This is a genomic window from Entomomonas moraniae (assembly GCF_003991975.1).
Taxonomy (GTDB): domain Bacteria; phylum Pseudomonadota; class Gammaproteobacteria; order Pseudomonadales; family Pseudomonadaceae; genus Entomomonas; species Entomomonas moraniae.
Window position 1 is genome coordinate 735,578 of record NZ_CP029822.1, and the last position, 25,415, is coordinate 760,992.

General features: G+C 38.3%; 26 protein-coding genes. 17 read left to right on the top strand and 9 right to left on the bottom strand.

From position 1 onward, the window contains the following. Window positions 1–27: 27 nt before the first annotated feature. From DM558_RS03530 to hemH, 3 genes are read left to right on the top strand one after another with little or no spacing between them, the layout of a single operon-like run. Window positions 28–588 (top strand): DUF2059 domain-containing protein, encoded by a 561-nt coding sequence (locus DM558_RS03530; protein WP_164731234.1) that lies wholly within the window; start codon window positions 28–30, stop codon window positions 586–588. 6 nt (window positions 589–594) lie between these two features. Then, on the top strand, window positions 595–909 hold the full coding sequence (locus tag DM558_RS03535; RefSeq protein WP_127162077.1) for a BolA family protein: 315 nt from the start codon (window positions 595–597) through the stop codon (window positions 907–909). Between the two features lie 47 nt (window positions 910–956). Further along, a complete protein-coding gene (gene hemH, locus DM558_RS03540) occupies window positions 957–1,991 on the top strand; it encodes a ferrochelatase (RefSeq protein ID WP_127162078.1) in 1,035 nt (344 codons plus the stop codon). Here hemH and ttcA read toward each other — a convergent pair. After that, window positions 1,988–2,812, bottom strand: coding sequence for a tRNA 2-thiocytidine(32) synthetase TtcA (ttcA, locus tag DM558_RS03545; RefSeq protein WP_127162079.1), 825 nt, complete (start codon window positions 2,810–2,812; stop codon window positions 1,988–1,990). The two genes, hemH and ttcA, sit on opposite strands and share 4 nt — an antisense overlap. Window positions 2,813–2,968: 156 nt before the next feature. Here ttcA and DM558_RS03550 point away from each other — a divergent pair, with 156 nt between their 5' ends. Next, entirely contained in the window at window positions 2,969–4,171 is a 1,203-nt protein-coding gene (locus tag DM558_RS03550; RefSeq protein WP_127162080.1) for a zinc-ribbon and DUF3426 domain-containing protein, read from the top strand. Window positions 4,172–4,187: 16 nt separating this feature from the next. On the opposite strand, the gene DM558_RS03555 is transcribed toward DM558_RS03550, so the two are convergent. Then, a complete protein-coding gene (locus DM558_RS03555) occupies window positions 4,188–4,676 on the bottom strand; it encodes a TIGR00645 family protein (RefSeq protein WP_109704314.1) in 489 nt (162 codons plus the stop codon). Window positions 4,677–5,022: 346 nt separating this feature from the next. Between DM558_RS03555 and secA the strand changes: the two genes are divergently transcribed. From secA to DM558_RS03590, 7 genes are all read left to right on the top strand, one after another. After that, the gene (secA, locus tag DM558_RS03560) at window positions 5,023–7,779 is read left to right on the top strand and encodes a preprotein translocase subunit SecA (RefSeq protein WP_127162081.1); all 2,757 of its coding nucleotides are present in this window, start codon (window positions 5,023–5,025) and stop codon (window positions 7,777–7,779) included. Between the two features lie 79 nt (window positions 7,780–7,858). Continuing rightward, window positions 7,859–9,082: a bifunctional glutamate N-acetyltransferase/amino-acid acetyltransferase ArgJ gene (gene argJ / locus DM558_RS03565; RefSeq protein ID WP_127162082.1), complete on the top strand. Its 1,224-nt coding sequence runs from the start codon at window positions 7,859–7,861 to the stop codon at window positions 9,080–9,082. A gap of 46 nt (window positions 9,083–9,128) precedes the next feature. Further along, window positions 9,129–10,076 carry a Nudix family hydrolase gene (locus tag DM558_RS03570; protein ID WP_127162083.1) on the top strand — a complete coding sequence of 316 codons (948 nt, stop codon included), beginning with the start codon at window positions 9,129–9,131 and terminating at the stop codon, window positions 10,074–10,076. A gap of 14 nt (window positions 10,077–10,090) precedes the next feature. Then, window positions 10,091–10,405 (top strand): putative quinol monooxygenase, encoded by a 315-nt coding sequence (locus DM558_RS03575; protein ID WP_127162084.1) that lies wholly within the window; start codon window positions 10,091–10,093, stop codon window positions 10,403–10,405. Between the two features lie 42 nt (window positions 10,406–10,447). After that, window positions 10,448–11,449, top strand: coding sequence for an asparaginase (locus DM558_RS03580; protein ID WP_127162085.1), 1,002 nt, complete (start codon window positions 10,448–10,450; stop codon window positions 11,447–11,449). Next, entirely contained in the window at window positions 11,436–11,852 is a 417-nt protein-coding gene (gene yecR, locus DM558_RS03585; protein WP_127162086.1) for a YecR family lipoprotein, read from the top strand. Before DM558_RS03580 ends, yecR begins: the two co-directional genes overlap by 14 nt. A 50-nt stretch (window positions 11,853–11,902) precedes the next feature. Then, the gene (locus tag DM558_RS03590) at window positions 11,903–12,880 is read left to right on the top strand and encodes an MBL fold metallo-hydrolase (protein ID WP_164731235.1); all 978 of its coding nucleotides are present in this window, start codon (window positions 11,903–11,905) and stop codon (window positions 12,878–12,880) included. A gap of 45 nt (window positions 12,881–12,925) precedes the next feature. Here the strand turns inward: DM558_RS03590 and DM558_RS03595 are convergent, their stop codons facing one another. The 4 genes from DM558_RS03595 to DM558_RS03610 form a co-directional block, all read right to left on the bottom strand. Next, window positions 12,926–13,600 carry a LutC/YkgG family protein gene (locus DM558_RS03595; protein WP_127162088.1) on the bottom strand — a complete coding sequence of 225 codons (675 nt, stop codon included), beginning with the start codon at window positions 13,598–13,600 and terminating at the stop codon, window positions 12,926–12,928. After that, window positions 13,597–15,051 (bottom strand): LutB/LldF family L-lactate oxidation iron-sulfur protein, encoded by a 1,455-nt coding sequence (locus DM558_RS03600; RefSeq protein ID WP_127162089.1) that lies wholly within the window; start codon window positions 15,049–15,051, stop codon window positions 13,597–13,599. The genes DM558_RS03595 and DM558_RS03600 overlap by 4 nt, the downstream gene beginning before the upstream one ends. Then, window positions 15,044–15,874 (bottom strand): (Fe-S)-binding protein, encoded by an 831-nt coding sequence (locus DM558_RS03605; protein WP_127162090.1) that lies wholly within the window; start codon window positions 15,872–15,874, stop codon window positions 15,044–15,046. Before DM558_RS03605 ends, DM558_RS03600 begins: the two co-directional genes overlap by 8 nt. Window positions 15,875–15,940: 66 nt before the next feature. Beyond that, window positions 15,941–17,596 (bottom strand): lactate permease LctP family transporter, encoded by a 1,656-nt coding sequence (locus DM558_RS03610; protein WP_127162091.1) that lies wholly within the window; start codon window positions 17,594–17,596, stop codon window positions 15,941–15,943. 198 nt (window positions 17,597–17,794) lie between these two features. Here DM558_RS03610 and DM558_RS03615 point away from each other — a divergent pair, with 198 nt between their 5' ends. After that, window positions 17,795–18,571, top strand: a complete 777-nt coding sequence (locus tag DM558_RS03615) for a GntR family transcriptional regulator (protein WP_127162092.1) — start codon at window positions 17,795–17,797, stop codon at window positions 18,569–18,571. A gap of 31 nt (window positions 18,572–18,602) precedes the next feature. Here the strand turns inward: DM558_RS03615 and DM558_RS03620 are convergent, their stop codons facing one another. Beyond that, window positions 18,603–18,923 carry a DMT family transporter gene (locus tag DM558_RS03620; RefSeq protein WP_127162093.1) on the bottom strand — a complete coding sequence of 107 codons (321 nt, stop codon included), beginning with the start codon at window positions 18,921–18,923 and terminating at the stop codon, window positions 18,603–18,605. 233 nt (window positions 18,924–19,156) lie between these two features. Between DM558_RS03620 and DM558_RS03625 the strand changes: the two genes are divergently transcribed. The 3 genes from DM558_RS03625 to gabD all read left to right on the top strand — a co-directional run bounded on the left by DM558_RS03625 (window position 19,157) and on the right by gabD (window position 22,531). Further along, complete coding sequence (locus tag DM558_RS03625; RefSeq protein WP_127162094.1) at window positions 19,157–20,380, top strand: 2-octaprenyl-3-methyl-6-methoxy-1,4-benzoquinol hydroxylase; 1,224 nt, start codon at window positions 19,157–19,159, stop codon at window positions 20,378–20,380. A 66-nt stretch (window positions 20,381–20,446) separates the two neighbouring features. Beyond that, window positions 20,447–20,914: a DUF3465 domain-containing protein gene (locus DM558_RS03630; RefSeq protein WP_228411802.1), complete on the top strand. Its 468-nt coding sequence runs from the start codon at window positions 20,447–20,449 to the stop codon at window positions 20,912–20,914. 174 nt (window positions 20,915–21,088) lie between these two features. Beyond that, window positions 21,089–22,531 (top strand): NADP-dependent succinate-semialdehyde dehydrogenase, encoded by a 1,443-nt coding sequence (gene gabD / locus DM558_RS03635; protein ID WP_127162095.1) that lies wholly within the window; start codon window positions 21,089–21,091, stop codon window positions 22,529–22,531. Between the two features lie 64 nt (window positions 22,532–22,595). On the opposite strand, the gene DM558_RS15585 is transcribed toward gabD, so the two are convergent. Then, window positions 22,596–22,757: a hypothetical protein gene (locus DM558_RS15585; RefSeq protein WP_164731236.1), complete on the bottom strand. Its 162-nt coding sequence runs from the start codon at window positions 22,755–22,757 to the stop codon at window positions 22,596–22,598. A 253-nt stretch (window positions 22,758–23,010) separates the two neighbouring features. Between DM558_RS15585 and DM558_RS03640 the strand changes: the two genes are divergently transcribed. Next, the gene (locus tag DM558_RS03640) at window positions 23,011–23,838 is read left to right on the top strand and encodes a DUF1266 domain-containing protein (RefSeq protein WP_127162096.1); all 828 of its coding nucleotides are present in this window, start codon (window positions 23,011–23,013) and stop codon (window positions 23,836–23,838) included. A gap of 81 nt (window positions 23,839–23,919) precedes the next feature. Here DM558_RS03640 and DM558_RS03645 read toward each other — a convergent pair whose 3' ends face one another. Further along, window positions 23,920–24,162, bottom strand: coding sequence for a cold-shock protein (locus DM558_RS03645; RefSeq protein ID WP_109702763.1), 243 nt, complete (start codon window positions 24,160–24,162; stop codon window positions 23,920–23,922). A gap of 361 nt (window positions 24,163–24,523) precedes the next feature. Between DM558_RS03645 and dapA the strand changes: the two genes are divergently transcribed. Then, window positions 24,524–25,402 carry a 4-hydroxy-tetrahydrodipicolinate synthase gene (gene dapA / locus DM558_RS03650; RefSeq protein ID WP_127162097.1) on the top strand — a complete coding sequence of 293 codons (879 nt, stop codon included), beginning with the start codon at window positions 24,524–24,526 and terminating at the stop codon, window positions 25,400–25,402. Window positions 25,403–25,415 lie beyond the last annotated feature (13 nt).

The following is a 25,415-nucleotide window of genomic DNA, read 5'->3' on the forward strand; positions in this document are numbered from 1 at the left end:
AAGATTCTATTATAAAAGGGTATGTTAATGACAGTTTCAATATTATTGCGTAGTGTTTGCCTTGCAGGTTCTATTTTCTTGGTTACTGGATGTGCAACAGAATCCCAACCAAAGCTTACACCAGCACAACAGGCTATTGCTTCAATGTCTTATGAGCAAAAAACGGTTAAGTTTTTAGAGATTATACATGCAGATAAGTTTACAACACTTGCTTATGTACAAGCGCAAGATGTGTTAAATCGTTTGTTTGTTGTTAGTAAAGCACCTGAAAGCAAGAGAGCTGTATTGGAACGTTATGAGGCTCAAGCTAATGCGATCCTAGACAAAGCTATCGGATGGGATGTAATAAAACCTGATGTTATTAGGTTGTACCAAGCAAACTTTACTGATGCAGAGTTAGCGCAAATGATTGAGTTTTATGATTCACCAACAGGTAAGAAAATGTTAAGACAGTTACCTGAAATAAACGTTCAAGTAGAACAGTTGATTGGTTCTAAACTGGAAAGAGGTGCGGCTCCTCAAATTCAAGGACTTATTGAGAGTATGGCAAAAGAGTTGAATTTTTCTTTGAATAGTAAAAAACGTTAGAGTTTTATGAGAAATTGTATTAATGCCGCTCTTGTAGCGGCTTTTTCACCTATGGTGTGTAATGTGCAGGACGAAAGTCATTTGCATAGTCGTGGTACTCAAACACATTATAAGGTTGTGTTAGTTAGTGATTCTTTTTTAAATGTTAGTCGAGTTAAACGTCATCAGTTAGTTTATGCTGCTTTGGGTGACATTATGAAGCAGATTCATGCGCTATCTATTTATGCTTACTCTGTAGATGAGTGGCTGAAAAGTGAGTCAGAAAAAAGTCATAAAAGTCCTCAGTGCCGAGGTGGTAGTAAACATGATGTTGATTTATAGTAGATTTTGTTAGTTAATGAGATAGTTTGTTTTTGAGATAATAATATATGCCTAATCATGCATTGCTATTAATAAATTTAGGTTCCCCAAAGTCGCCAGCAGTGGTGGATGTTAAGGCTTATTTAAAGCAGTTTTTAATGGATCCTTATGTCATTGATTTACCATGGCCTATCCGTAAGCTATTGGTGGCGATGATTTTAATTAAAAGGCCAGAAGCATCAGCACATGCTTATCAATCTATTTGGTGGAAAGATGGATCTCCTTTAATTGTTTTGAGCCAACGTTTACAAAAAACAATGGGGTTACATTGGCAACATGGTCCAGTTGCTTTAGCTATGCGTTATGGACAACCTAGTATTGAGTCTGTTTTGTTGGACTTACGTGAGCGAGGTGTTGATCAAGTCACAATTGCACCGCTTTATCCTCAGTTTGCTGATAGTACGATAACGACAGCATTGGAAGAAGTAAAAAGGGTTGTTAAAGCGAGTCGATTAGAGTTTAAGTTCAAGTTACTTGATCCTTTTTATAACGAACCAAGGTATATTCAGGCTTTAGTTGGTAGTGCGCAAGAAGTGATGAAACAAGGTTTTGATCATTTGCTATTTAGTTTTCATGGGGTTCCTGAGCGTCACATTCATAAATTGGTAAAAGATAAACAACATAATTTACAAGCAGCACATAGTGGTGAAATTAATTCAGAGTATATGGATGTTTGTTATCGCACGCAGTGTTTGAAAACAGCCGAATTATTTGCTGAGCAAGCTGGGTTAGCTCGTGATAAATGGTCGGTATCCTTTCAATCTCGTTTGGGCAAAACAAAATGGATTGAGCCGTATACAGATGTTCATTTAACTAAATTAGCTGCTCAGGGTGTTAAACGTTTACTGGTGATGTCGCCTGCTTTTGTTGCTGACTGCTTAGAGACTTTGGAGGAGATTGGCATACGAGGACGTGAGCAATTTTTGAATGAAGGAGGGACAAGCTTTGAGCTTATCCCTTGTTTAAATGACACCCCCTCATGGGTTGTTGCTTTAAATCAGCTTTGTCAGCCCGAGCAAACGAAGCCATTTCTTATTGATTAAAGCTCTGTAATATCGATGAAACGAGGTGTTGCTGTTTCATCGATTTTTAAGTCTTTGAAATTAAATAATTGTGTATCAGCCAGTTGAGATGGTGCTACGTTGCTTAGTGCTTTAAACATGATTTCAACTCGTCCTGGGTGCTCTTTTTCCCAATCATTAAGCATACCTTTGATAACTTGCCTTTGTAAGTTCGGTTGAGATCCACAAAGATTGCAGGGAATTATTGGAAACTCTTTGATTTTTGCGTAGTTTTCAATATCTTTTTCTGCGCAGTAGGCTAGTGGGCGAATCAAAATATTACGTTTATCATCGGATAAAAGCTTGGGTGGCATTGCTTTTAAAGAACCACCATAGAATAAGTTTAAGAAGAAGGTTTCAACAATATCATCGCGATGATGCCCAAGGGCTATTTTGTTAGCGCCAATTTCATCAGCATAAGTATAAAGAGTACCTCGTCTTAGGCGTGAGCAAAGTGAGCAGGTGGTTTTTCCCTCTGGTATTTTTTCTTTGACAACAGAGTAGGTGTCTTTTTCGATGATGTAATAATCAACACCAATTGATTTTAAGTATTCGGGTAGTATGTGCTCAGGGAAGCCAGGTTGTTTTTGATCTAAGTTGACAGCAATAAGTGAAAAATTTATAGGGGCTACTTTTTGAAGATATAGTAAAATATCCAATAAGGTATAGCTATCTTTTCCACCGGAGAGACAAACCATTATTTTATCACCATCCTCTATCATGTTATAGTCAGAAACGGCTTCTCCAACTAGACGGCGCAGACGTTTTTGCAGTTTATTTTGATTAACTGAAAGTGTGGACATGGGGTTGATTACCTAAACTACATAATGAAAATGGTGGCTATTTTACCTGTATCTAGAAAGCAACACTAATTTTTTATTAAGTAACTGTTATGTTAGCATTTATTTTTTGTCAATAACTCGATAGAATGGTTAGCTTGAGAATAGAGCTAGTAAGTAATGAGTACAAAGTTTATTGTTGAATGCCCAGACTGTAAGGTGCGTTTTTTTGTTACGGAAGATTTGCTCGCAACGGCATATGGCGTTTTGCGTTGTGGTTTCTGTTCGCATGTTTTTAATGGCAAAGAGTATATTGTTTATCAAACATTGGATGTTGGACCAAAGCAAGCAAAAGTTACTGAATCTGCCCCGATACATAGTAAGAAAAGCAATCAAGATGATACGATAGTACCCCCTCAAAAGCAGCCAGAGGATACACCTGATTATTGGAGTGGGGTTGTTGATACATTATCAAGTTTTTCGGTCAACTTTAATGCAGTGGATGGTAATGAGAAGCCTATATCAAAAAAGGAAGAAGATAGACTGCCAAGTTACCCACCTCAAGACTCTCAAACATTAATAGAGGAAAGTTCTTCTCCTGCTTCCAGTGAAGTAGATCTTAATTATGTTGACCCTGATATTGTTGAACGGATAGAGCACATAGATTTTGATCATCTGCTTGTGTTGGAAGAGCAGGCACTATTAGCAAAAAAAGCCAACGCAGGCTCGTTGTTAGTTGAAGAAAAAATAGAAGAAAAGCAAGGTGTAGATGATTTTCCGCTTTCTGTTATAAGTAAAGATTATAACGAGGGAGATACTGAGCCAAAAGATATTTATGGTAATAGCCTGAAAAAAGTATCTTATAGCGATTTTGTCTTAGAAGCTCCACTGCCTAAAAAGATACGTAAGTCTACGTTTGTATGGGGGGGCTTATCCTTTTTGGCGGTATTGTTTTTAGCAGGTCAATACGTTAGATTTATAGCACCTGACATGGCACTTCACGAAGAAAGTAGGGCTTTAGCAGAGAAGGTTTGTAGCTTGTTGCTGTGTGATATTCCACCATTGGTTGATGTGGGCAAGATTAAAACTAATCAACTAGTTGTGAGTGAAAGCAGTCGACTAGAAAATGTATTAAACGTTGACGCCATTATTGAAAATAATCTCAAAATTGCCCAACCTTATCCCATTGTCGAATTACGTTTTACGGATTTAAATGGGCAGCCGATAGCGAGTCGACGCTTTTTGCCTAACGAATACATGGGCAGTGATGTTGTGCAAAACGATCAAATGCAACCTAATTCTCCCACTTATATTTCTTTTGAGGTTATTGACCCTGGAGAAACAGCAGTGGGATATTCGTTATATTATTATCCAGCGAATTAGAATACGTATAACTTATTTATTTTTTGGTCATTTTATCCATGTAAGTTACAACCAATGCAGACACAACAAAGGTTAGGTGGAGAACAACATACCAAAATAGTTTGTCGTTAGGGATCTGCTGAGCAGCCATAAACATTCTTAATAAGTGAATAGATGAAATAGCAACAATGGAAATAGAGACTTTGGTTTTTAAAGAGCCAGAGTCCATTTTTCCTAGCCAATCCAATTTTTCACGATGATCATGGATATTCATTTGAGATACAAAGTTTTCATAGCTTGCAAACATCACCATAACGAGTAAGCCACCTACTAGAACCATGTCAATTAATGAGAGTAGTTTGAGAACTAAGTCTGATTCTGGCATTGAGAGAATACTGGGTAAAATATGAAAAAGTTCTTGGTAAAATTTTATAGTCAAAGCAAGCAATGCTAAAGAAAGCCCAAAGCAAATAGGGGCCAATATCCAGCGAGTAGAGTACATGATATTCTCTAAGAGCGTTTCTATTTTACGCATGTGTTAAATCCTTTAAAGCTTGGGTCGTTGTAGGTACAGGATATTTCGAAGTGGAAATATAAGTAGCTGTTAGTAATTGTTGATAGTCTGTCTGTATTTATATTAATAAGTTGCCAGCGAATCAATTATAAGTGATTTAATAGAGTGTTTGTAAGTATATTAATTTTACTAAAAGTAAAATCAGAGTAAAATATCTATTATTATTTTCCTATTATTAATAAACTTATTCTATAATAGTATAATTTAATTGAAAGTAATTAGTCGCAATTTTACTAAATTGCTCAGGGCACCATTTGGGGTTTGCTCTGTTTGTAATATTTGAGGATGATTCTGTTATATGCTTGGACCACTACTGAATAAGCTTTTTGGAAGCAAAAATGATCGTGAAGTTAAACGCATGACTAAAATAGTTAAAGCGGTTAACGCCCTTGAAGAGAGTATGGTTGCATTACACGATGATCAATTACGTGCAAAAACATTAGCGTTTAAAGAGCGCATAGCGCAAGGTGAAAGTTTAGATAAGTTACTGCCAGAAGCTTTTGCGGTTGTGCGTGAAGCAAGTAAACGTGTAATGGGAATGCGTCATTTTGATGTTCAGCTCATTGGTAGTATAACGTTGCATGAAGGTAAAATTGCTGAAATGCGTACAGGTGAAGGTAAAACATTGATGTGTACCTTGGCTGTGTATTTAAATGCATTATCTGGCAAAGGTGTTCATGTTGTTACCGTAAACGATTACTTGGCTAAACGTGATGCCCAGTGGATGACTCCGCTGTATGAGTTTTTAGGAATGACCGTTGGTGTTATCGTTCCATTCCAAGATCCTGAAGAAAAGCGTGCTGCTTATAATGCGGATATTACTTACGGTACGAATAATGAGTTTGGTTTTGATTATCTAAGAGATAACATGGCATTTCGCTTAGAAGACAAGTTCCAGCGAGTGCTAAACTTTGCCGTGGTTGATGAGGTTGACTCTATTTTAATCGATGAGGCAAGAACCCCTTTAATTATTTCTGGTCAAGCAGAAGATAGCTCTGAGCTTTATATGCGCCTTGATAAGCTTATCCCAAACCTTAGCCTGCAAACAGAAGAAGGCGAAGGTCAAGATAAGAAAATTCTTAAAGAAGGTCATTATACCATTGATGAAAAAGCGCGTACTGCTGAATTAACAGAAGCAGGTCATCAATACATAGAAGAGTTATTATTAGAAAATGGTTTGTTAGCTGAAGGCGATAACCTATATTCTTCTAGTAATGTTACATTGTTCAGTCATGTATTGTCTGCCTTAAGAGCGCATGTACTTTATCATCGCAATGTTCAGTATATTATTCAAGACAATGAAGTCTTATTAATTGATGAAAATACGGGCCGTCCGATGAAAGGACGTCGTTTATCTGAGGGCTTACATCAAGCAATTGAAGCGAAAGAGCGTGTCCCTATTCAGCCTGAAAGCCAAACATTGGCTTCAATCACTTTCCAGAATTTTTTTCGTCTTTATAGTAAGTTGTCAGGTATGACGGGAACCGCCGATACCGAAGCTTTTGAGTTCCGTCAAATTTATAATCTTGATGTGGTTGTCATTCCTACTAATCGTCCTTTAGCGCGTAAAGATTCAAATGACCTTGTCTATATGACTAAGGCAGAAAAATATCGTGCTATTTCTGATGAAGTTAAAGCAGCGCGTGAGCGTAAGCAACCTGTGTTAGTAGGTACCGCATCTATTGAAGCCTCAGAGATTCTTTCAAATGAACTTCAAAAGCAAGGCATCAAACACAGTGTATTGAATGCTAAGTTCCATGATAAAGAAGCAGATATTATTGCACAGGCGGGTCGTCCAGGTGCAGTGACAATTGCAACCAACATGGCAGGGCGTGGTACAGATATTCTATTGGGTGGTAATTGGGAAGCTGAAGCAGCTAAGTTAGAAGAACCAACTGCTGAGCAATTACAAGCATTAGAAGATCAATGGCGTGCAGACCATCAGACAGTTTTAGATGCCGGTGGTCTATTCGTAATAGGTACTGAAAGACATGAGTCACGTCGTATTGATAATCAGCTACGTGGCCGTTCTGGTCGTCAAGGTGACCCAGGTGCTAGCCGATTCTATCTTTCTTTAGAAGATGATTTGATGCGAATTTTTGCGTCTGATCGTATGCGCGGCATCATGCAAATGCTAGGGATGAAAGAAGGTGAGGCGATTGAGCATCGTATGGTAACTAATGCGATTGAAAAGGCTCAACGTAAAGTAGAAGGTCGAAACTTTGATATTCGTAAGCAGTTACTAGAATATGACGATGTGGCGAATGAGCAGCGTAAAGTTATTTATCATATGCGTGATACCATTTTAGAGACTAATGATATTAGCCATATTGTTACAGAGTTCCGTAATGAAGTCTTAACGTCGATATTTAATGATTATATTCCGCCGATGTCTTTACCTGAACAGTGGGATATTGAAGGACTTGAGCAAGTATTACGTTCTGATTTTGGTCAAGATCTCCCTATCCAACAATGGTTAGATGAGGATGACAAGCTTTATGAAGAAACACTAAAAGAGCGTATCACACAGCTAGTTACTGATAAATACGCGGCTGTAGAAGCTGATGCAGGTAATGATAACATTCGTGGTTTTGAAAAATATGTGTTATTAAGAGAGATCGATGACCTCTGGAAAGATCATTTAACACGTATGGATAATCTACGCCAAGGTATTCACTTACGCGGTTATGCTCAAAAGAATCCTAAACAAGAATATAAGCGTGAATCTTTTGAAATGTTTGAACGCTTATTAGGTTTGATTAAATACAATACCATTAGTATATTAGCTAATGCACAAGTTAATCATCAAACTCCAGAGGAAGAAGAGGCAAAACTACGCGAGGAAGCTGAAAGATTAGCTCAAAGCATGGTTTTTCAACATGATGAAGCTGTCTCATCATTAGATGAAGACCCTGAACAAGTAGCTGTTGATGAGTTAGCACCTCCAGCGCCACAACAACCTATTAGACGCGAAGGGGATAAAGTTGGGCGTAATGATCCTTGTCCATGTGGTTCAGGCAAGAAATATAAGCACTGCTGTGGTCGTATAGAATAATCAATTTATTATTTATCTATTTATTTTACACACCACATTTTTTGTGGTGTGTTTGTTTTAGGGTTATAGGAGTATCAAAATGGCAGTAGGTCTAGAGATTCCATCCGTGTTATATCCTGTCAAAGGGTTTAAGTTAGGCATTGCTTCTGCGGGTATTAAAAAAGTAGGCCGTAAAGATCTTGTGATCATGCAATGTGCTGAAGGGGCTACTGTTGTGGGTGTTTTTACACGCAATGCGTTTTGTGCTGCCCCCGTTTTACTATCGAAAGAACACTTAGCTAGAAATACAAATATTCATTATTTTATAACCAATACGGGAAATGCTAATGCCGGCACAGGCAAACAAGGCTTAAAAGCTGCAATAGATGTTTGCCAGGCACTCGCCGATGCTACAAATCTAGACAAAGAAGCTATTTTACCTTTTTCAACGGGTGTTATTGGTGAGCCTTTACCGGTTGAAAAAATAAAAGTGGCTATCCCTGAAGCCCTTAATGATTTAAAAGAAGATAATTGGTTAAAGGCGGCAGAAGGTATCATGACAACAGATACTACGCCTAAAGGAGCAAGCATACGTTTTCAGCATGAAGATAAGGTAGTGACTGTCACCGGTATTAGCAAAGGGGCTGGCATGATTTGCCCTAATATGGGAACGATGTTAGGTTATATAGCTACAGATGCAGATGTTGCAAAACCTGTTTTACAAGCCTTATTAGAGGATGCCACGAATAAATCATTTAACCGAATTACAATTGATGGCGATACCTCTACCAATGACAGTTGCATATTAGTTGCAACTGGTCAAGCAGATCTGCCCACGATTAATCAAGCTCAAGGCGAGTATTATGATAAGTTAAAAATGGCTATTTTTTCAGTAGCTATGGAGCTAGCTCAGGCAATTGTGCGTGATGGTGAAGGAGCGACTAAGTTTGTAACCGTTGAGGTCAATGGTGGTAAAACCCATCAAGAATGTTTAGATGTCGCTTATGCTGTAGCCCATTCTCCGCTTGTTAAAACGGCTTTATTTGCTTCTGACCCTAATTGGGGGCGTATTGTAGCAGCCATTGGTTATTCTAAACTTGAACAGCTTGATGTCAGTAAAGTAGACGTTTTTTTAGGAAGTGTTCAAATTGTAAGTGAAGGTGAGCGTGCTATAAGCTATACGGAAGAGCAAGGTTCGGCCGTTATGCAACAAGCTGAAATTACTATTCGTATAGAGCTTAACCGTGGACAGTGCCGTGAGGTGATTTGGACAACAGATCTTTCTCATGAGTATGTCAAAATTAATGCAGAATATCGGACATAATGACTAAGCGTTAGATGAATCTCAATATAGAATAAGAGGACAAAACGTGGAGCAAATTAAGGTAGTGGCTGCTATTATTCGTCAGAATGGTCGAGTACTACTGGCACGTCGTGCTAAGCATAAACATCAAGGTGGTCTGTGGGAGTTTCCCGGTGGCAAAATAGAGCAAGGAGAAACACCTGAGCAAGCACTTAAAAGAGAGCTAAAAGAAGAGCTTGATATTGATATAACGCAGCTTAATCCTATTTTTCAAACCTCTCATCAATACCCTGAGTATGGTGTGCATTTGGATATTTGGGAGGTGAACCGTTTTGATGGTGAGGCAAGGGGAGCTGAGGGGCAAGAGATTACCTGGGTATTGCCTAAGAATTTATTGCAATATGAGTTCCCAGAGGCCAATAAATCTATTGTGACGGTTGCACGCTTGTCTAATCGCTATTTAATCACACCTGATAATTTAGACCGTCAAGAAATTATTGAAGGACTTCGAATAGCTTTAGATGAAGGGATTAAATTGATTTGCTTAAGAGCACCTAATTTTTTTGATCCTGATTATCGAGACTTAGCAATTGACGCTGTAGGGGTTTGTGCCGGACGTGCTGATTTGCTGGTAAAGGGAGCTTTTGAATGGCTCGGTGATTTCCCTATGGCTGGATGGCACGTAACGGTGGAGCAATTACGAAAATTAGCTGATAAAGGTAGGCCACTACCTGCAAATCGTTGGTTAGCTGCTTCATGCCATAATGCAGAAGAATTAGCATTAGCTAAACAATTTGGTGCCGATTTTGTAACACTTTCACCCATTCAACAAACAGCAACACACCCTGATGCAAAGCCATTAGGTTGGGAAGAGGCAAGCAAATTAATAGCTAATTTTGATCGTCCAGTCTATTTACTGGGTGGTTTAACAGGGCAAGACGTACCTAAAGCGCAGTCAGTCGGTGCGCAAGGTATTGCTGCGATTAGAGGCCTATGGCCTTATGAGTTAGATTAATTAACGAGGATAAGATGATGATTAGTGTTTTTGCAGTGATGATAGCTAAAGCAGGAAAAAAACAACAGGTTTTAGAAATTGCACGTGCCAATCTCAATACGGTGAGGGCAGAACAAGGTTGTCATGAGTATCGATTAGTAGAAGATGCTAGCGATGCAGGAGCTTTTCAAAAAAAACTAGGTGAAGAGAGTTTTGCTTTTATTGAACAATGGGAAAGCATGGTTGCATTAGAAGCACACCTTACTACTCCACATATGCAAGCTTATGCAAAAAATACAAAAGACTTGTTAGAAGACAGTGCGATCTATGTTATGCAGTCTGCTGACTAGTAACTTGTATTAAAAACTAAAAATAATGACTCGAGGTTTATAATGGCTACTTTTCCTTATCAAAAAACAATGATTTTATACACTGGTGGCACTATTGGTATGGTGCCAAGTGATAAGGGGTTAGCGGCTAGTGCAGGCTTTGAGCATTATCTTAAGGACTATTTAACGAGTTTTGCTGAGATTGGTAATAATCAATGGCAATATCAAGAGATTGAGCCTTTAATTGATAGCGCTAACATGACACCTTGTTATTGGCAAAACCTTTTAGGTTTTGTGGTTGACGCTGTTAGATGTAATGAATGTGATAGTGTGCTAATTTTACAAGGAACAGATACATTGGCATACAGTGCTGCTGCGCTATCTTTTCAGTTGTTGGGATTTGATGTGCCTGTTTTAATGACAGGAGCGATGAAGCCTGCCTCTGCCTCAGACAGTGATGCGAAAGAAAATATTTGTGGTGCGATGGCCGCATTGAGTCAAGGTTTAGTAAAAGGTGTACAAATATTTTTCCATGGTGAGTTGCTCTCGGGAACACGTAGCCGTAAATGGCGTAGTGTAGGGCATAATCCTTTTATCTCATTACCTGCGCTACAATCTCAGCCAGTGATAAGTAACATTCCTAATGAGCTGACGTATCCTTTTGTGAGCAGTCTACCGACAGTTGCTATTTTGCCTTTGTTTCCTGGGCTTTCTGCTTATCAACTGCAAGCTATTATGGGCTTGTTTTTACATGGCCTAGTGATTGAGTGTTATGGTAGTGGTACAGGGCCTAGTGATGACGATGCTTTCATTACTTGTATTCAACAGTTAATTGCACAAGGAGTTGTGGTGGTTGCTATTAGCCAATGCCCAGAGGGCAGTATCGATTTTTCTAGTTATAAGGCGGCGAACACTTTTCAAGAGATAGGTGTTATCAGTGGGGGTTGTTTACCACGTGAGGCTGCATTAGCAAAACTTAGCCGGTTGTTAGGGTTAGGCTTAAGTGCTAAGGATATTGCTTTTTATTTTTCTCAAAACCTATGTGGCGAGTATGGAAATGCTTAATCATTATAAAAAACAACTAAAGTTATTATTTCCATTACTGTTCCTCTTTGGCTTAGCGGCTTGTGTCACTAAGTCCGTTTATAAAGACCTAGAAGTGCTGGACAAGGATAAGGCAGACGGCTTTGTTTATATGGCGGCGGATTATGACTTTTATGATAATCCCATTATTGATTTTGATCAGGCTACGAAAGTCGCTGCACAACAATGCAAGAATTGGCTCTATAAGGGGGCAACGCCATTAGAAGGGTATGATCTAACCTGCATTGTTGGAACAGAACAAGATTGTGAGCGCTATCAGGTGGTATATACCTACCAGTGTCTGACAGCGCAAGATTTAAAAGATTATGATGCAGGTGTCTTCAAGTTGAAGGCTAAAAAGGATAGACCGAAGAAAAGTTCATAATAATGAATTTTTGCTTGTTAACGTGAATATATCTCATGGGAGTAAGTTATATGCACCTACCTACAACGCTTTTTAATAGGGTGTTTTGTGCAGTATGTATTTGTTTTGCTTTTAATGCATGGGCAAAGGAAGATATTCCACTGCAAACTAATCAAGTGCCAGGGTATTATCGGATGATGCTAGGTGATTATGAAGTGACAGCCTTATACGATGGCTATACAACGATTGGTAATAAACTTCTAAAAAATATTACTACGAAAGATCTTAAGAAGTTATTACAACAAGCTTTTATAGATAATAGCAATACAGAAGTAAAAACAGCCATTAATGGTTTCCTTATCAATACCAAAGACCAGTTGATTTTAGTTGATACGGGGGCATCTAATTGTTTTGGAGAAAACTCAGGTAAACTAGAAGATAATTTAAAAGCAGCAGGCTATTCGCCTGATCAAGTCACGGTTATTTTGTTGACACATTTACACCCAGATCATGCCTGTGGTTTAGTGAAAGATGGCAAACGTGTTTTTCAAAATGCAATGCTTTATGTGAATCAAGCAGAGGCAGGGTATTGGCTTAATCATAAGTTAGAAGAAGCAGCTACAGAAGATAAGAAAAATATATTCAAACTTGCGCAAAGTGCAGTAGCTCCTTACCAAGCAGCCAATAAATTTAAGACATTCACGGATCAGTTACCTATTACTACCATCAAGTTAATGGCTTCAACTGGTCATACTCCTGGGCATATGTCTTATTTGGTTTCTTCAAAGGGGCAGAGCTTATTGATTATGGGTGACATTATTCACAGCCATGCTGTACAGTTTAGATATCCTGACGTGGCAATTGATTATGACTCTAATCCTAAACAAGCTATTGCTTCACGTAAAAAACTACTCACCTATGCGGTTCGTAATAAATTATGGTTAGCGGGTGCACATTTACCTTTTCCTGGTATAGGGCATGTGATTAAAGAGGGGAATGGCTATGAATGGATTCCTATTGAGTATTCACCGATTGAAGCCACTAAATAACGAATAGGTGTTAGTAAACACCTATTCGTTATCATTAATTAAGGATTAAGCGTCCTCTAGAATAATCACGATTAATTCTTTAGGACCGTGGGCACCATAAGCAAGTACCTGTTCAATATCGGCTGTTTTTGATGGGCCTGAGATGAGTAGTGCATTGGTCGGAGTGTTGTCTGCCCAGTTTAATATTTGCTGTGCTTCATAGAAGTTATTAGCAATTTTACTGGCTTCTAAAATAGCAAAATGGATGGGAGGAACGAGACTCATTAATCGTGGTTCTTCCGTTGTTGGCCAAACAATTAAACTACCGGTAGCTGCAATACCTCCTAAGGTCGAAGTGATGCTAGCATCTACCTCAAAAAACAGTTCATGTTTCCACTCCTCGACTGGACGATCATAAGTTTTTAAGGTAGGTAGTGTTGTATTTTTTGCCCAGTAATTTTCAATTTGCGTTCCCCATTTAACAGTTGGAGCATAGAGCAAATTATTGACTTGCTTTTGTTTTAATACGTCGGCAAATATACTAACCCATTCTGCTTGGGTTGTTTGATAAACTTCTGTCCGCACTGATTCCATCATGGCCCTAAGTTGTTTGATTTTTCCTTGGGTACTGTCATAACTCCAAGGTTTAGTCACAAGATCAACGTTAAAGTCATCAGGGCGTGGTTTAGTATCTTCTAGGCTAGAACGCAATTTATTCAAAATATTATCACGAGCACTCATTTTTTATCTCCTAGATGTTTTTTAGCTAGCTCATGGAGTGTATAAGACGCAGGTTTAGCTTTGCTATGGTTTTGTGACCACGCAAGAATGTTGGGTGTCATAAATCGTAAGCGTGTTGCTAAGTAACTGAACTTGCGATACAAGTTAGGCTTAGTATTCATACTTTTCCAAATATTCCACATCGTTCTTTCCTTACGAGAGAAACGAGCACCTTGGCCTTTTACGTAATGAAGGGGCTCTTCTGGTGGTCGTACGTCTTCTTTACGTAATCGGCGTAATAGTTCAGGGATGGGGATTTTGACAGGGCACACCTCACCGCAAGCACCGCAGAGAGTAGAGGCTATGGGTAAGTCTTCTGTTTTGTCTAGTCCCATCAGATGAGGTGAAATGATTTTACCAATAGGGCCAGGATAAACAGTACCATAGGCTTGCCCACCAATACGGGTGTAAACGGGGCAATGGTTCATGCAGGCACCGCAGCGGATACAGTTAAGGGTTTGCCTTAATTGTGCATCAGCAAAGGCTTGAGTACGGCCATTATCTAATAAGACTAGATGGACTTCTTCAGGGCCATCAAGCTCATTTGCTTTGCGAGGGCCTGATATTAGATTGACATAAGTAGTAATAGCTTGTCCCAGTGCAGAACGCGTTAACAGTGAAACCAGTGGTACGGTGTCGCGTAAGTTTTCAACTACTTTCTCAATGCCTGTAATAGCAATATGAACAGGAGGAACTGTGGTGGACATTCGACCATTACCCTCGTTCTCAACTAAGAATAATGAGCCTGTTTCAGCCACAGCAAAGTTTACACCCGAAATACCAATATCGGCTTCAAAAAACTTGTTACGCAATACTTTACGTCCTGTTTGAATCAAGGTATCAACATCGTCAGTGTAAGGTGTCTGTAACTTGTTTTCAAAGAGATGGCCTACTTGCTTAGCATTTTTATGGATCGCTGGCATGATGATATGTGAAGGTCTTTCATAATCGAGCTGAATAATGTATTCGCCCATATCCGATTCAAGTGCTTCAATACCTTGCTTTTTTAAGAAGTGATTCATGTTCAACTCTTCGCTGACCATGGATTTACCTTTAATAAATAACTTGGCTTGGCGACGTTTAGCAATATCAAAAATAATTTGATTGGCTTCTTCAGTTGTTTCAGCCCAATGTACTTGTACACCACGTTTGGTTAGATTGGCTTCAAGTTTTTCGAGCAGTTCAGGTAACTTTGATAAAGCACGCGCGCGGACATGATTACCTAGTTCACGTAGACTTTCACGTTCATTTTCATCAGGCATTGAGACGAGTCGCTTAGTGATGAGCGAGTCCATGGCTGTGCGCATATTGTGGCGTAGTTGTTTATTACGCAATGCCATGTGAGCATTTTCTTTAAAATGTTGGCTCAGTGCATCGAGGACAGGAATACGAGGCTGTTCTGTCTTACTCATGGTGTGTACCTCCTGTTCTTAGCCAAAGGAATGTAGCTAAATGTTGGCCTCGTAATGATTCATTTTGCTTTTCAAGGGAACCATTGATATTCATCAAACAGCCGCAATCTGCGCTAACAACTTGATCAACGCCTGTGTCTTTGAGTGCTTTGGTTTTATCGAGCACCATCGCGCCAGAAATATCAGCCATTTTGACAGAGAATGTACCGCCAAAGCCACAGCACTCACTCTCATGGTCGTGGTCAATACGTTCAACATTTTCCAGTTGGTCGAGTAATTGACGAACATGTAAATGTGTATTCATTTCACGGCGAGCAGCACAAGATGTATGTAGTGCAATTTTGGTTTTTTGACCTTGGTCTTTTAGCTGTATTTTACTGACATAAAGTAAAAACTCACCTAACTCATAAATACGTTCGCTTAATGCATTGACCTTGGCAAGTACTTCAGGTTCATCATGAAAGAGCTCTTTGTAATGTAGACGCATCATCCCCGCACAAGACCCAGAGGGAATCACAACAGGCCAATCATTTTCGAAGAGGGCGATTTGTGCCTTAGCCACTTCTTTAGCTTGCTCAATGTAGCCAGATGAGTAGGCTGGTTGACCACAACAGCCTTGCTCTTGTGGATAATGTACAGTAATTCCCTCACGCTCAAGTAGACGGATTGCATCAAACCCTGCATCAGGGAACATAATATCAATAACACAAGTACCAAATAAATAAACATGCGTTGGCTTTTTATCTGGATATTTGCGTGGTTGTGGACGAGGAGGTGCTATCCGTGTTGCATTAGGAGCAGCATCATAAAATAAATCACTCATAAGGCTATATCTCACTTTTTTAAATATTATTATGATAAAGGGTAAAAGATTTACCCTTTTAAATTATTAGCTATAAATCATCCATGGCGTTACGTAGCATATGACTAGGTTGATAACACCAACGATTACAGCAAAGAATAAACTATGTTTTACAGTAAATCGAAACAGGTCAGACTCTTTACCAACTTGATTTGTTGCAGCGCAAGCAACAGCAATTGACTGTGGTGAAATCATTTTACCCGTTACGCCACCACTGCTATTAGCGGCTACCATGAGTGTGCTAGATAAATCTAGTTGATTGGCGGTATTAGCTTGTAATGAACTAAATAAAGCGTTGGCTGAGGTATCTGAACCTGTTAAAAACACGCCTAGCCAACCTAAGAAGGGGGAGAAAAAGGGGAAGGCTATACCCGTACCAGCTAGTACCAATGCCATGGTTACAGACATTCCTGAGTTATTGGTAACAAACGCGAAAGCCAATACCATGCCAATAGAAAAAATTGACCATTTTAATTCTTTTAATGTATCCCATAATGTACATAAAGCCAATTTAGGTTTAACTTTAAGAATAAAAACAGAAATAATCGCGGCGATGAAAATAGCTGTACCTGTTGCAGCAACGATATCAAGTATAAAGATATTTTTAATAAAATCATCTTTTGCCCCTGTCGCAACAGGGGCTGCTTTCATAATTTGAATGCCATCAAAGATAAATTGTAAGCTAAAAACACTGAGTGCATCTTTAATCGTTTTTAGCGTCCAAACACTCACCATAATGGTTAAGATAATAAAAGGTGACCACGCCAATAAAATTTGCTGAAAAGAGTAGTTTAATGGCTTCTTTTCATCAGTACTATGGGAGATACTTGCGGTACCACCACCATTTATTTGTAAACTTTGGTTTGTTTTAGGTTGCCATACTTTTAAAAGCATGGTTAAGCAAAGCATGCTGATTAAGGCGGAGGTAATCCCTGCTAATTGGTAGCTGATGTAATGTGCTGTAATATATTGTACGACAGCAAAACTAATACCTGTTACTAGGGTAGCAGGTAAGGTTTCTTTAACGCCTTTAATACCATCCATAATAAAAACGATCCATAAAGGTACAAATGCGGCGAGAAGGCAAAGTTGGCGGCTAGTCATTGCCCCAATGCTATTTGCTTCTATGCCACTGACAGAACCTGCAACCGTAATGGGAATCCCTAATGCACCGAAAGCAACAGGGGCTGTATTGGCAATCAAACAAAGCCCAGCTGCATAAACAGGATTAAAGCCTAAACCAGCTAGTAGCGCCGCTGTAATAGCAACGGGTGCACCAAATCCAGCAGCCCCTTCAAGGAATCCTCCAAAGCAAAAACCAATTAATAATACTTGTAGGCGTTTATCATCCGTAATGTAAACAATAGAGTCACGAATAATATCAAATTGACCACTTTTTACAGTTAGTTTATATAAAAATACGGCGCCAATAATAATCCACGCAATCGGCCATAATCCATAAATAAAGCCGTGCACAGCAGATAACAATGCCATTTTGACGGGCATGGCAAACGCGAAAATAGCGATAGCAATCGAGAGGAGAAGGGTAATAGCACCTGCGATATGCCCTTTTAATCGCAAAACGGTTAAGGCTAAAAAGAAGAATATGACAGGTATAGTTGCTACAAGAGCTGATAAATAAATATTGTTAAATGGATCATAAAGATGTTGCCAGGCTTGCATAGGTTTGTTGCCTCTTTATTTATGTTTATTATAAAAGATAAAGCTAGTGTTTATTATTTTGGTTAATTGGTAATACCAATTTTATTTTGGTATGATTAGGTTAAATGTTTATAAATAAATTATCAACAATTCTTTTGAATTTTTTATTCAATAACTTATTATTTAAGCTACAGTCCTTTAGCATAGAGTAGAACACTAATGGTGCAGCAGTTAATCAGAAGTAAAAAGGTCTCAGATGATATCGTAGAGCAATTAGAGCACCTGATTTTGGAAGGGATATTTAAGCCAGGTAGTCGTTTGCCGGCAGAGCGTAAGTTGGCTGAAGAGTTTGGGGTCTCCCGCCCCTCAGTTCGGGAAGCTTTAAAAAAAATGGTGGCGAAAGGCTTGGTGATAAGTAGACAAGGTGGCGGAAACTTTGTTGTTGAGAGTGTAGGTCAGTTGTTTCGTGACCCTATTTTGAGTTTGTATGGAGATTATCCTGAAGCTCAGCGAGATTTACTTGAGTTTAGACATACGTTAGAAGCATCCTGTGCTTATTATGCGGCATTACGTTCCAATAAGCTGGATCTGGAAAATTTAGTGCAGCACTTTAATGTGATGAAAGCTTGTTATTTAAATAAACAATCAACAAAAAATCAAGAGGCGGAGGCCGATGCAGGTTTTCATCTGGCAATCGCTGAAGCAAGTCATAACATGGTGTTGTTACAGATTATGAGGATGCTGTTTGACTTAGTAAAGCAGAACATTACTTCTAGTATTTTTTGTCTTTATACGGGTTGTAAGCAAACCCGTGATCAGTTAATGGAACAACATACGGCACTATATGAAGCTATTCTTTCAAGAGATGCAGAGTTGGCTAAGACTGTCGCGGGAGATCACATTAATTATGTTCGTCAAGTATTAGATGAGTTAGAGCGAGATCAAAAGCGGATTGTTCAGTCTGAAAGACGTCATAAAGGTGAAACGAAAAAATAGAGTGCTAGTGATTAGCGCTCTATTTAGTTAATTAGGCATGCGTAGTAACTTTCATTAAGACCATGCCTGTGATTATGAAACATGCGGCGAGAATACGGAGCCAGCTCATAGGTTCATGTAAAAAAATAAAGCCCACAAGAAATGCTCCAACCGCTCCAATGCCTGTCCATATAATATAAGCTGTACCTAAGGGTAAACTACGCATCGCGTAAGCCAGTAGGCTAAAACTTACTATCATTGCAATAACTGTGATTATTGTTGGAGTAGGCGCTCTAAAACCGTTTGATAATTTCATTGAATAAGACCAAACAACTTCTAGAAGACCTGCCATTAATAAAGCAAACCAAGCCATAACTTATCTCAATATTAATTCAGGTCGTCCTGAGTGATTGGGAAACATGAGGTCGTCCTCTGTTTTTATGATAACACAGATAAATTGAAGGATAGAAAAAATGTTGGAACCATTAACATGATACATGTTAATAAATAGCGGTGAATGGTTAAAATTATTAATCAATTGATTTTAATTCTGTGGTTTTAAAAGTATCATAGTAACCTATGATAAGTTTAGGTAGAGGAAGAGTGATGCAAGCAGATATCGTCATTGTGGGTGCAGGGATGGTAGGAAGTACACTGGCTTTAGCATTAAAAGATTCTGGATTAAGTATTGTTGTATTAGATCATCATGAAAAATCATATAAAACATTTGAACCAGAAACGCCTTTTGAACCTAGAGTGAGTGCCATTTCTCTAGCCAGTCAGCGAGTATTACAGCATGTTAATGCTTGGCGTGGTGTTTTAGCAAGAAGAGTATCTCCTTATACTGATATGCATGTATGGGATGGTTCAGGTACAGGTAGTATTGATTTTTCTGCAGCAAGTGTTCATCAATCCATTCTAGGGTATATTGTTGAGAATAGAGCCATTCAAGATGCTTTGTTAGAACAATTGGAGCAAGCGAGTGAATCGATTCAATTGCTACCCAATACATCGTTAGAACGGTTAGAGCGCTTAGCGGATGGTTGGTGTATTGGTTTAACAGACAACACGGAAATTAAAGCTCAGTTAGTTGTCGGTGCCGATGGTGCGTGTTCACAAGTGAGGGCTCTCTCTGGTATAGAAACACGTGAGTGGGATTATTTTCATCATGCTATCGTCACCAGTGTTCAGTGTGAGTTACCTCATAAAAAAACAGCATGGCAACGTTTTACTGATGAGGGGCCATTAGCCTTTTTACCTTTATCTTTAAATGGTGATGAACATTGGTGCTCTATTGTTTGGTCTTTACCTCCAGCAAAAGCTGAGCAGGTCATGGCATTGGATGATGTTGCATTTTGTAAAAAACTGTCAGAAAGCTTTGAGTACAAACTGGGTAAAGTAGTGCATACTGATGCTCGTATTTGTATTCCTTTACGTCAGCGACATGTAAAACGCTATGTTCAGCAGGGCTTGGCGGTTGTTGGTGATGCCGCCCATGTTATACATCCCCTTGCCGGACAGGGAGTAAACCTTGGATTTATGGATGCAGCCATGTTAGCAGAAACAATCCTCAATGCATTGTTAACGAGTGATAATTTTAGCAGTGCAAAAACGCTAACTCGTTTTGAACGCAATAGAATGCCTCATAATTTAGGTATGATGGCTGCAATGGAAACTTTTGAGCGTTTATTTCAAGCTGACCTATTACCTGTACGTTGGTTGCGTAATACTGGGCTTAAGGTGGTTGATCAATTGCCAGAGGTCAAAGCAATTTTTATTCGCAGAGCATTAGGTATTGAGGGATCATTGCCAAAAATGGCTATGGTATAAATTTTATTATTATAAACCCCTCATGACAGGGGTTTTATTGTTATAAAAGAGAATTCCAAGTTGTCAGTGAAAAAGTATTTGTCCATATTACCTCTACCCGTAGTTATTCTGCTTGTAGTTATTTGGCAGTTTTATTTTGAATCCTCGATCTCCTCATTTCAACCTAGCACAGCAAAGCAGGTAACGCTAAGTAACTCGGTAAGTAATCCTGAGTTGTTGAGGGCTTATAATAGTCGGGTAGCTAAAGCACAGATCAAAGGAAAAGGGACCATTATTAAATTATTAAAAGATGATTTAGATGGTAGTCATCATCAGAGAATATTACTCAAGGTCAACCCAAATCAGACATTATTAATTGCTCATAATATTGATTTAGCCCCTCGTATCGATAATTTGAGAGTGGGGGATGTCCTTGAATTTTATGGTGAATATGTCTGGAATAATAAAGGTGGCGTATTGCACTGGACTCATCGTGATCCTCGAGGCAGACATCAGGGCGGATGGTTAAAGTATCAAGGAAAAATTTACCAATAAAAATAATTATATAGCATAATAGTTATTAGCCTATTTTATTGGTATGTGTCTAAATAAGTATTGTCCTTTTTAATTATTCGAACTACGATATGTTTTTTTACATCTATTTATAAACTCTTGCAGTGTCTTGCTGTCAATAGTCAATAATACAACACAAAAATAACGGAGAATAATATGCAATTAAAAGATGCTAAGTTGTTTCGCCAGAAAGCTTATTTTGATGGTAAATGGCAAGATGCAGATAATGGTAAAACGATCGATGTAACTAACCCAGCAACAGGGAAAGTCATCGGTACAGTACCTAAGATGGGAGCTGCTGAAACTAAGCGTGCTATCGATGCTGCCAATAAAGCATTACCCGCATGGCGAGCAAAAACAGCTAAAGAGCGTTCTGTTATTATTCGCCGTTGGTACGATTTACTGATAGAGCACCAAGATGATTTAGCACTTATTTTAACCACAGAACAAGGCAAACCGCTAGCAGAAGCTAAGGGCGAAATTGTTTATGGTGCTTCGTACTTAGATTGGTTTTCAGAAGAGGCAAAAAGAGTTTATGGTGATGTCATTCCAGGGCATATGACAGACAAACGTATTGTGGTCATAAAGCAGCCTATAGGTGTTACGGCAGCTATTACTCCTTGGAATTTCCCCAATGCGATGATTACGCGAAAAGCAGGCCCCGCATTAGCAGCAGGTTGTACCATGATTATAAAACCAGCCAGTGCAACACCATATTCTGCGTTAGCACTGGTTGAGTTAGCTGAGCGTGCAGGTATTCCTGCGGGTGTCTTGAGTGTGATAACGGGGTCAGCGGGTGAGATTGGCAGTGAATTAACCGGTAACCCTATTATTCGTAAACTCTCTTTTACAGGCTCTACCGAAATTGGTCGTGACTTAATGGTCGAATGTGCTAAAGACATTAAGAAAGTTTCCATGGAGTTAGGGGGAAATGCACCTTTTATTGTATTTGATGATGCTGATTTAGATGCAGCGGTCGAAGGGGCGATGATTTCTAAGTTCCGTAACTCAGGTCAAACGTGTGTATGTGCTAATCGACTTTATGTACAAGATGGTGTTTATGATGCTTTTCTTGAGAAGTTTAAAGTAGCGGTTGCTAAATTAAAAGTAGGTAATGGGGTAGAGGCTGGTATAACAACAGGTCCTATGATTGATGCCAAAGCGGTTGAAAAGGTAAAAGAGCATATTGAAGATGCAGTAAGTAAAGGCGCTAAAGTTATCGAAGGCGGTAAGTCTTTGGGTGGTAACTTCTTTGAACCAACTATTTTGGCTCATGTTCCGACAACGGCTATTGTGTCTAAAGAAGAAACCTTTGGGCCGCTTGCTCCGGTTTTTCGTTTTAAAACAGATGACGAAGTGATCGGTTATGCTAATGACACAGAGTTTGGCTTAGCCTCATATTTCTATTCTAAAGATTTATCACGCGTTATTCGTGTATCTGAAGCATTAGAGTATGGGATGGTTGGCATAAATACAGGCTTGATCTCTAATGAAATGGCCCCTTTTGGTGGTGTAAAAGCATCAGGATTAGGGCGTGAAGGGTCTAAATATGGTATTGAAGACTATTTAGAAATTAAATATCTTTGTATTAGTATCTAGTAATGATAAAAAGCTGGCTGTTAATGACACCATTAGCGCTAGCTTTTAAAGAGGCATGTTTTTATTATTTCTTAGATTTTTTATTTTTTGTAGCATTTTTTTTGTTCTTACTTAAGGGAAAAGCCTTCTCAAAAGCTTGATGTACTTCTTTTAGTTTTTTTTCATGAACATTATGGATGTGTTTTAGTTTTTTTTTAGTAAAGTCTAGTATTTTACTCTCTATCATCGTGGTAATATCCTCATTAACTTTGGCGTAGTTTAATGTTATGTCTTATTAAAAGCTAGAGCGTTTTGTTATATGCTAATTGCTTTAATGAATAATTGTTTCCAGAAGTTAAGGGGTATCTTTAAATTTTATTTTTTTAGGCGTAAGATTGCCATTTTTTTAGTAAGTTAAGTGTTAGTAGTTACTTTTATACAGTGATTTAATATTACTAGAATCCATCTAGTTGTAGTAATTAAATAGGACGGGTTATTTAATGGAAACTGAAGAGTTTTACCAACCAGGTAATAATATCAACTTGCATTTTGCAAGTCAGACAGAAATGCCTTTGTCAGAAGATGAAAAATGGCTCATTGCTTTAGGTGGGATGTTTTCTAGTCTATCAGGTGATTATGTCAATGTTATTGATACCGGGCGTAGTAATAAGGATATAAGGGAGACGCTCAGAAAAAGGTGGCTAATTGATAGTGATCGTGCTGTTTTTGAGGGGGCAGCATTACGTCTGGTTATTGGGGAAAAAAGAAAGCTTCATTTGCAGCGTTTTAATATGATAAAACGTTTTTTTAAGTTTTTTGATAACTCTAATATATTAGTTAAAACATTATCAAAGTTTTCATTGTTGTTTTCATTAGATTGGTATCAAACAAGGACAAAAGAAGATTTACGAGCGACTGCTAGAAAAGAGTTGGATTTAGATCGCCTGTCCAAAAATAGCTCTAAGAAAAATGAAGAGCTATTTAAGTTATTAAAAAATGCTGGTCATTGGTGTAAAGAGATTGAAAAGATAGGCGACTATCGCCAGATTAATGATCTTGTTGCTTGGGATGCTGTTTGTTTGGTTAACTTAACCCGTTATGTTACTCAGGTTAATTTAATTGAACGAAGTGAGTTTGTTCGCTATGCCGGTGCTATAAAAAAACAAGTACAGATGGCTTATAATAGTTGGGATGAAGTAGCATTAGCTTATTTGATTGGTACTTTTTTATGGAATTACTCAGAGCAAAAATCAAAAACCGTGATTAAAGCAATCCGCAGCTATTTGGATGATAAACGCACATTAATTCATGCGGTAAACTTTAAGTAGCAATCAGATATAATATGTTTGATTTAATAATGAGATACTAAGGTATGAGCTAAACTAACTCATACCTTGTATCGAGTATAGTTATTGGCTATTGGATGCGCTACTAGAAGTTGTTTGAGGTTGATCTAAGATTATATTTTTTGCGTGTAATCCTTTACCACCTTCTTCTATTTCAAAAAGAACATTTTGACCAGCTTTTAATGTTTTATACCCCTCTAATTGTATTGAAGAATAATGAACAAATAAATCCTCATTATGTGTCTCTGAAGAAATAAAACCATAACCCTTGGTATTATTGAACCACTTTACTTTGCCATGTAGCATAACATTTTCCTTATGATTTGAGACCCTTATATTTCCTGCACAATAAGTACAGCTCCCAATATAGGTTCACTATAAAGTATGAATCCGCTTTTATTATAAGATAGATTTAATCGCAATTGCTAATTTTTTAAAGAAACAAAATGTCAAACCCATCTCGTACAAATCATAATATCTTTTTAGATGATTAAAAATAATACTAAAGTGTATAATTCTTAAATGAAAATATTGATTTTTAAGGATTATCTTAACAATCATAGTCAAGTAATCGATAATGTCGTAAAATATCAAGTATTAATTTGTATACAAAAAATGAGATAGACAGTAGTATTCATTCTTTATTTAAGATTTAAGGAACTTTCAAATGATCACAGGTAGTATTGTTGCGCTTGTTACCCCCATGGATCGTACTGGGAATATTGATTGGGAATGCCTTAGTCGATTAGTAGATTTTCATTTAAGCTCAGGTACACATGCTATTGTTGCCGTAGGCACCTCTGGTGAATCGCCAACTTTAGAATTTGATACCGAACATTTAAAGGTAATAGAACATGTAGTGAAGCAAGTTGCTGGTCGTATACCTGTCATAGCAGGAACGGGTGGTAACTCAACAAAAGAGGCGATCACATGGACTAAAGCTGCAAAAAATGTTGGTGCCGATGCGTGTTTACTGGTTGTTCCTTACTATAATAAACCTACCCAAGAAGGTTTATTTCAACACTTTAAGGCTATTGCTGAGGCTGTTGATATCCCTCAGATTTTATATAATGTGCCTGGTCGCACAGTGTGTGACATGAAAAATGAGACGGTTGTACGTTTATCAACTTTAAATAATATTGTTGGTATTAAAGATGCGACCGGAGATGTTGCTAGAGGTCGTGAGTTATTACAAATGGTCAGTAAAGATTTTGCTGTTTATTCTGGTGATGATGCAACGGCGCTTGATTTAATTTTATCAGGAGCAAAGGGTAATATTTCAGTAACCGCTAATGTTGCCCCTAGAGAAATGAGTCAGTTATGTGCGGCTGCTTTATCAGGTGATAGCGTAAAAGCACAAGAAATCAATAACTCATTAGCAGAATTAAATAGAATGTTATTTGTCGAAGCTAACCCTATTCCTGTAAAATGGGCATTATATGAAATGGGATTGATTCCTGAGGGTATACGTTTGCCATTAACTATTTTAAGCGAACAGTATCATGACCAGGTACGTCATGCCTTACGTTGTGCAAGTATTTTATAATTAAGTATTTTAT

Excerpts from the sequence above, each read along its gene's own strand:
- DM558_RS03600 (WP_127162089.1), bottom strand. The coding sequence starts at position 15,051 with ATGAGTAAGACAGAACAGCCTCGTATTCCTGTCCTCGATGCACTGAGC.
- DM558_RS03645 (WP_109702763.1), bottom strand. The coding sequence starts at position 24,162 with ATGCTACATGGCAAAGTAAAGTGGTTCAATAATACCAAGGGTTATGGT.
- DM558_RS03530 (WP_164731234.1), top strand. The coding sequence starts at position 28 with ATGACAGTTTCAATATTATTGCGTAGTGTTTGCCTTGCAGGTTCTATT.
- DM558_RS03595 (WP_127162088.1), bottom strand. The coding sequence starts at position 13,600 with ATGAGTGCTCGTGATAATATTTTGAATAAATTGCGTTCTAGCCTAGAA.
- DM558_RS03625 (WP_127162094.1), top strand. The coding sequence starts at position 19,157 with ATGCAAGCAGATATCGTCATTGTGGGTGCAGGGATGGTAGGAAGTACA.
- yecR (WP_127162086.1), top strand. The coding sequence starts at position 11,436 with ATGGAAATGCTTAATCATTATAAAAAACAACTAAAGTTATTATTTCCA.
- DM558_RS15585 (WP_164731236.1), bottom strand. The coding sequence starts at position 22,757 with ATGATAGAGAGTAAAATACTAGACTTTACTAAAAAAAAACTAAAACAC.
- ttcA (WP_127162079.1), bottom strand. The coding sequence starts at position 2,812 with ATGTCCACACTTTCAGTTAATCAAAATAAACTGCAAAAACGTCTGCGC.
- secA (WP_127162081.1), top strand. The coding sequence starts at position 5,023 with ATGCTTGGACCACTACTGAATAAGCTTTTTGGAAGCAAAAATGATCGT.
- DM558_RS03550 (WP_127162080.1), top strand. The coding sequence starts at position 2,969 with ATGAGTACAAAGTTTATTGTTGAATGCCCAGACTGTAAGGTGCGTTTT.
- DM558_RS03610 (WP_127162091.1), bottom strand. The coding sequence starts at position 17,596 with ATGCAAGCCTGGCAACATCTTTATGATCCATTTAACAATATTTATTTA.
- DM558_RS03615 (WP_127162092.1), top strand. The coding sequence starts at position 17,795 with ATGGTGCAGCAGTTAATCAGAAGTAAAAAGGTCTCAGATGATATCGTA.
- DM558_RS03605 (WP_127162090.1), bottom strand. The coding sequence starts at position 15,874 with ATGAGTGATTTATTTTATGATGCTGCTCCTAATGCAACACGGATAGCA.
- DM558_RS03575 (WP_127162084.1), top strand. The coding sequence starts at position 10,091 with ATGATGATTAGTGTTTTTGCAGTGATGATAGCTAAAGCAGGAAAAAAA.
- DM558_RS03580 (WP_127162085.1), top strand. The coding sequence starts at position 10,448 with ATGGCTACTTTTCCTTATCAAAAAACAATGATTTTATACACTGGTGGC.
- argJ (WP_127162082.1), top strand. The coding sequence starts at position 7,859 with ATGGCAGTAGGTCTAGAGATTCCATCCGTGTTATATCCTGTCAAAGGG.
- DM558_RS03640 (WP_127162096.1), top strand. The coding sequence starts at position 23,011 with ATGGAAACTGAAGAGTTTTACCAACCAGGTAATAATATCAACTTGCAT.
- DM558_RS03620 (WP_127162093.1), bottom strand. The coding sequence starts at position 18,923 with ATGGCTTGGTTTGCTTTATTAATGGCAGGTCTTCTAGAAGTTGTTTGG.
- DM558_RS03535 (WP_127162077.1), top strand. The coding sequence starts at position 595 with ATGAGAAATTGTATTAATGCCGCTCTTGTAGCGGCTTTTTCACCTATG.
- DM558_RS03590 (WP_164731235.1), top strand. The coding sequence starts at position 11,903 with ATGCACCTACCTACAACGCTTTTTAATAGGGTGTTTTGTGCAGTATGT.
- dapA (WP_127162097.1), top strand. The coding sequence starts at position 24,524 with ATGATCACAGGTAGTATTGTTGCGCTTGTTACCCCCATGGATCGTACT.
- hemH (WP_127162078.1), top strand. The coding sequence starts at position 957 with ATGCCTAATCATGCATTGCTATTAATAAATTTAGGTTCCCCAAAGTCG.
- gabD (WP_127162095.1), top strand. The coding sequence starts at position 21,089 with ATGCAATTAAAAGATGCTAAGTTGTTTCGCCAGAAAGCTTATTTTGAT.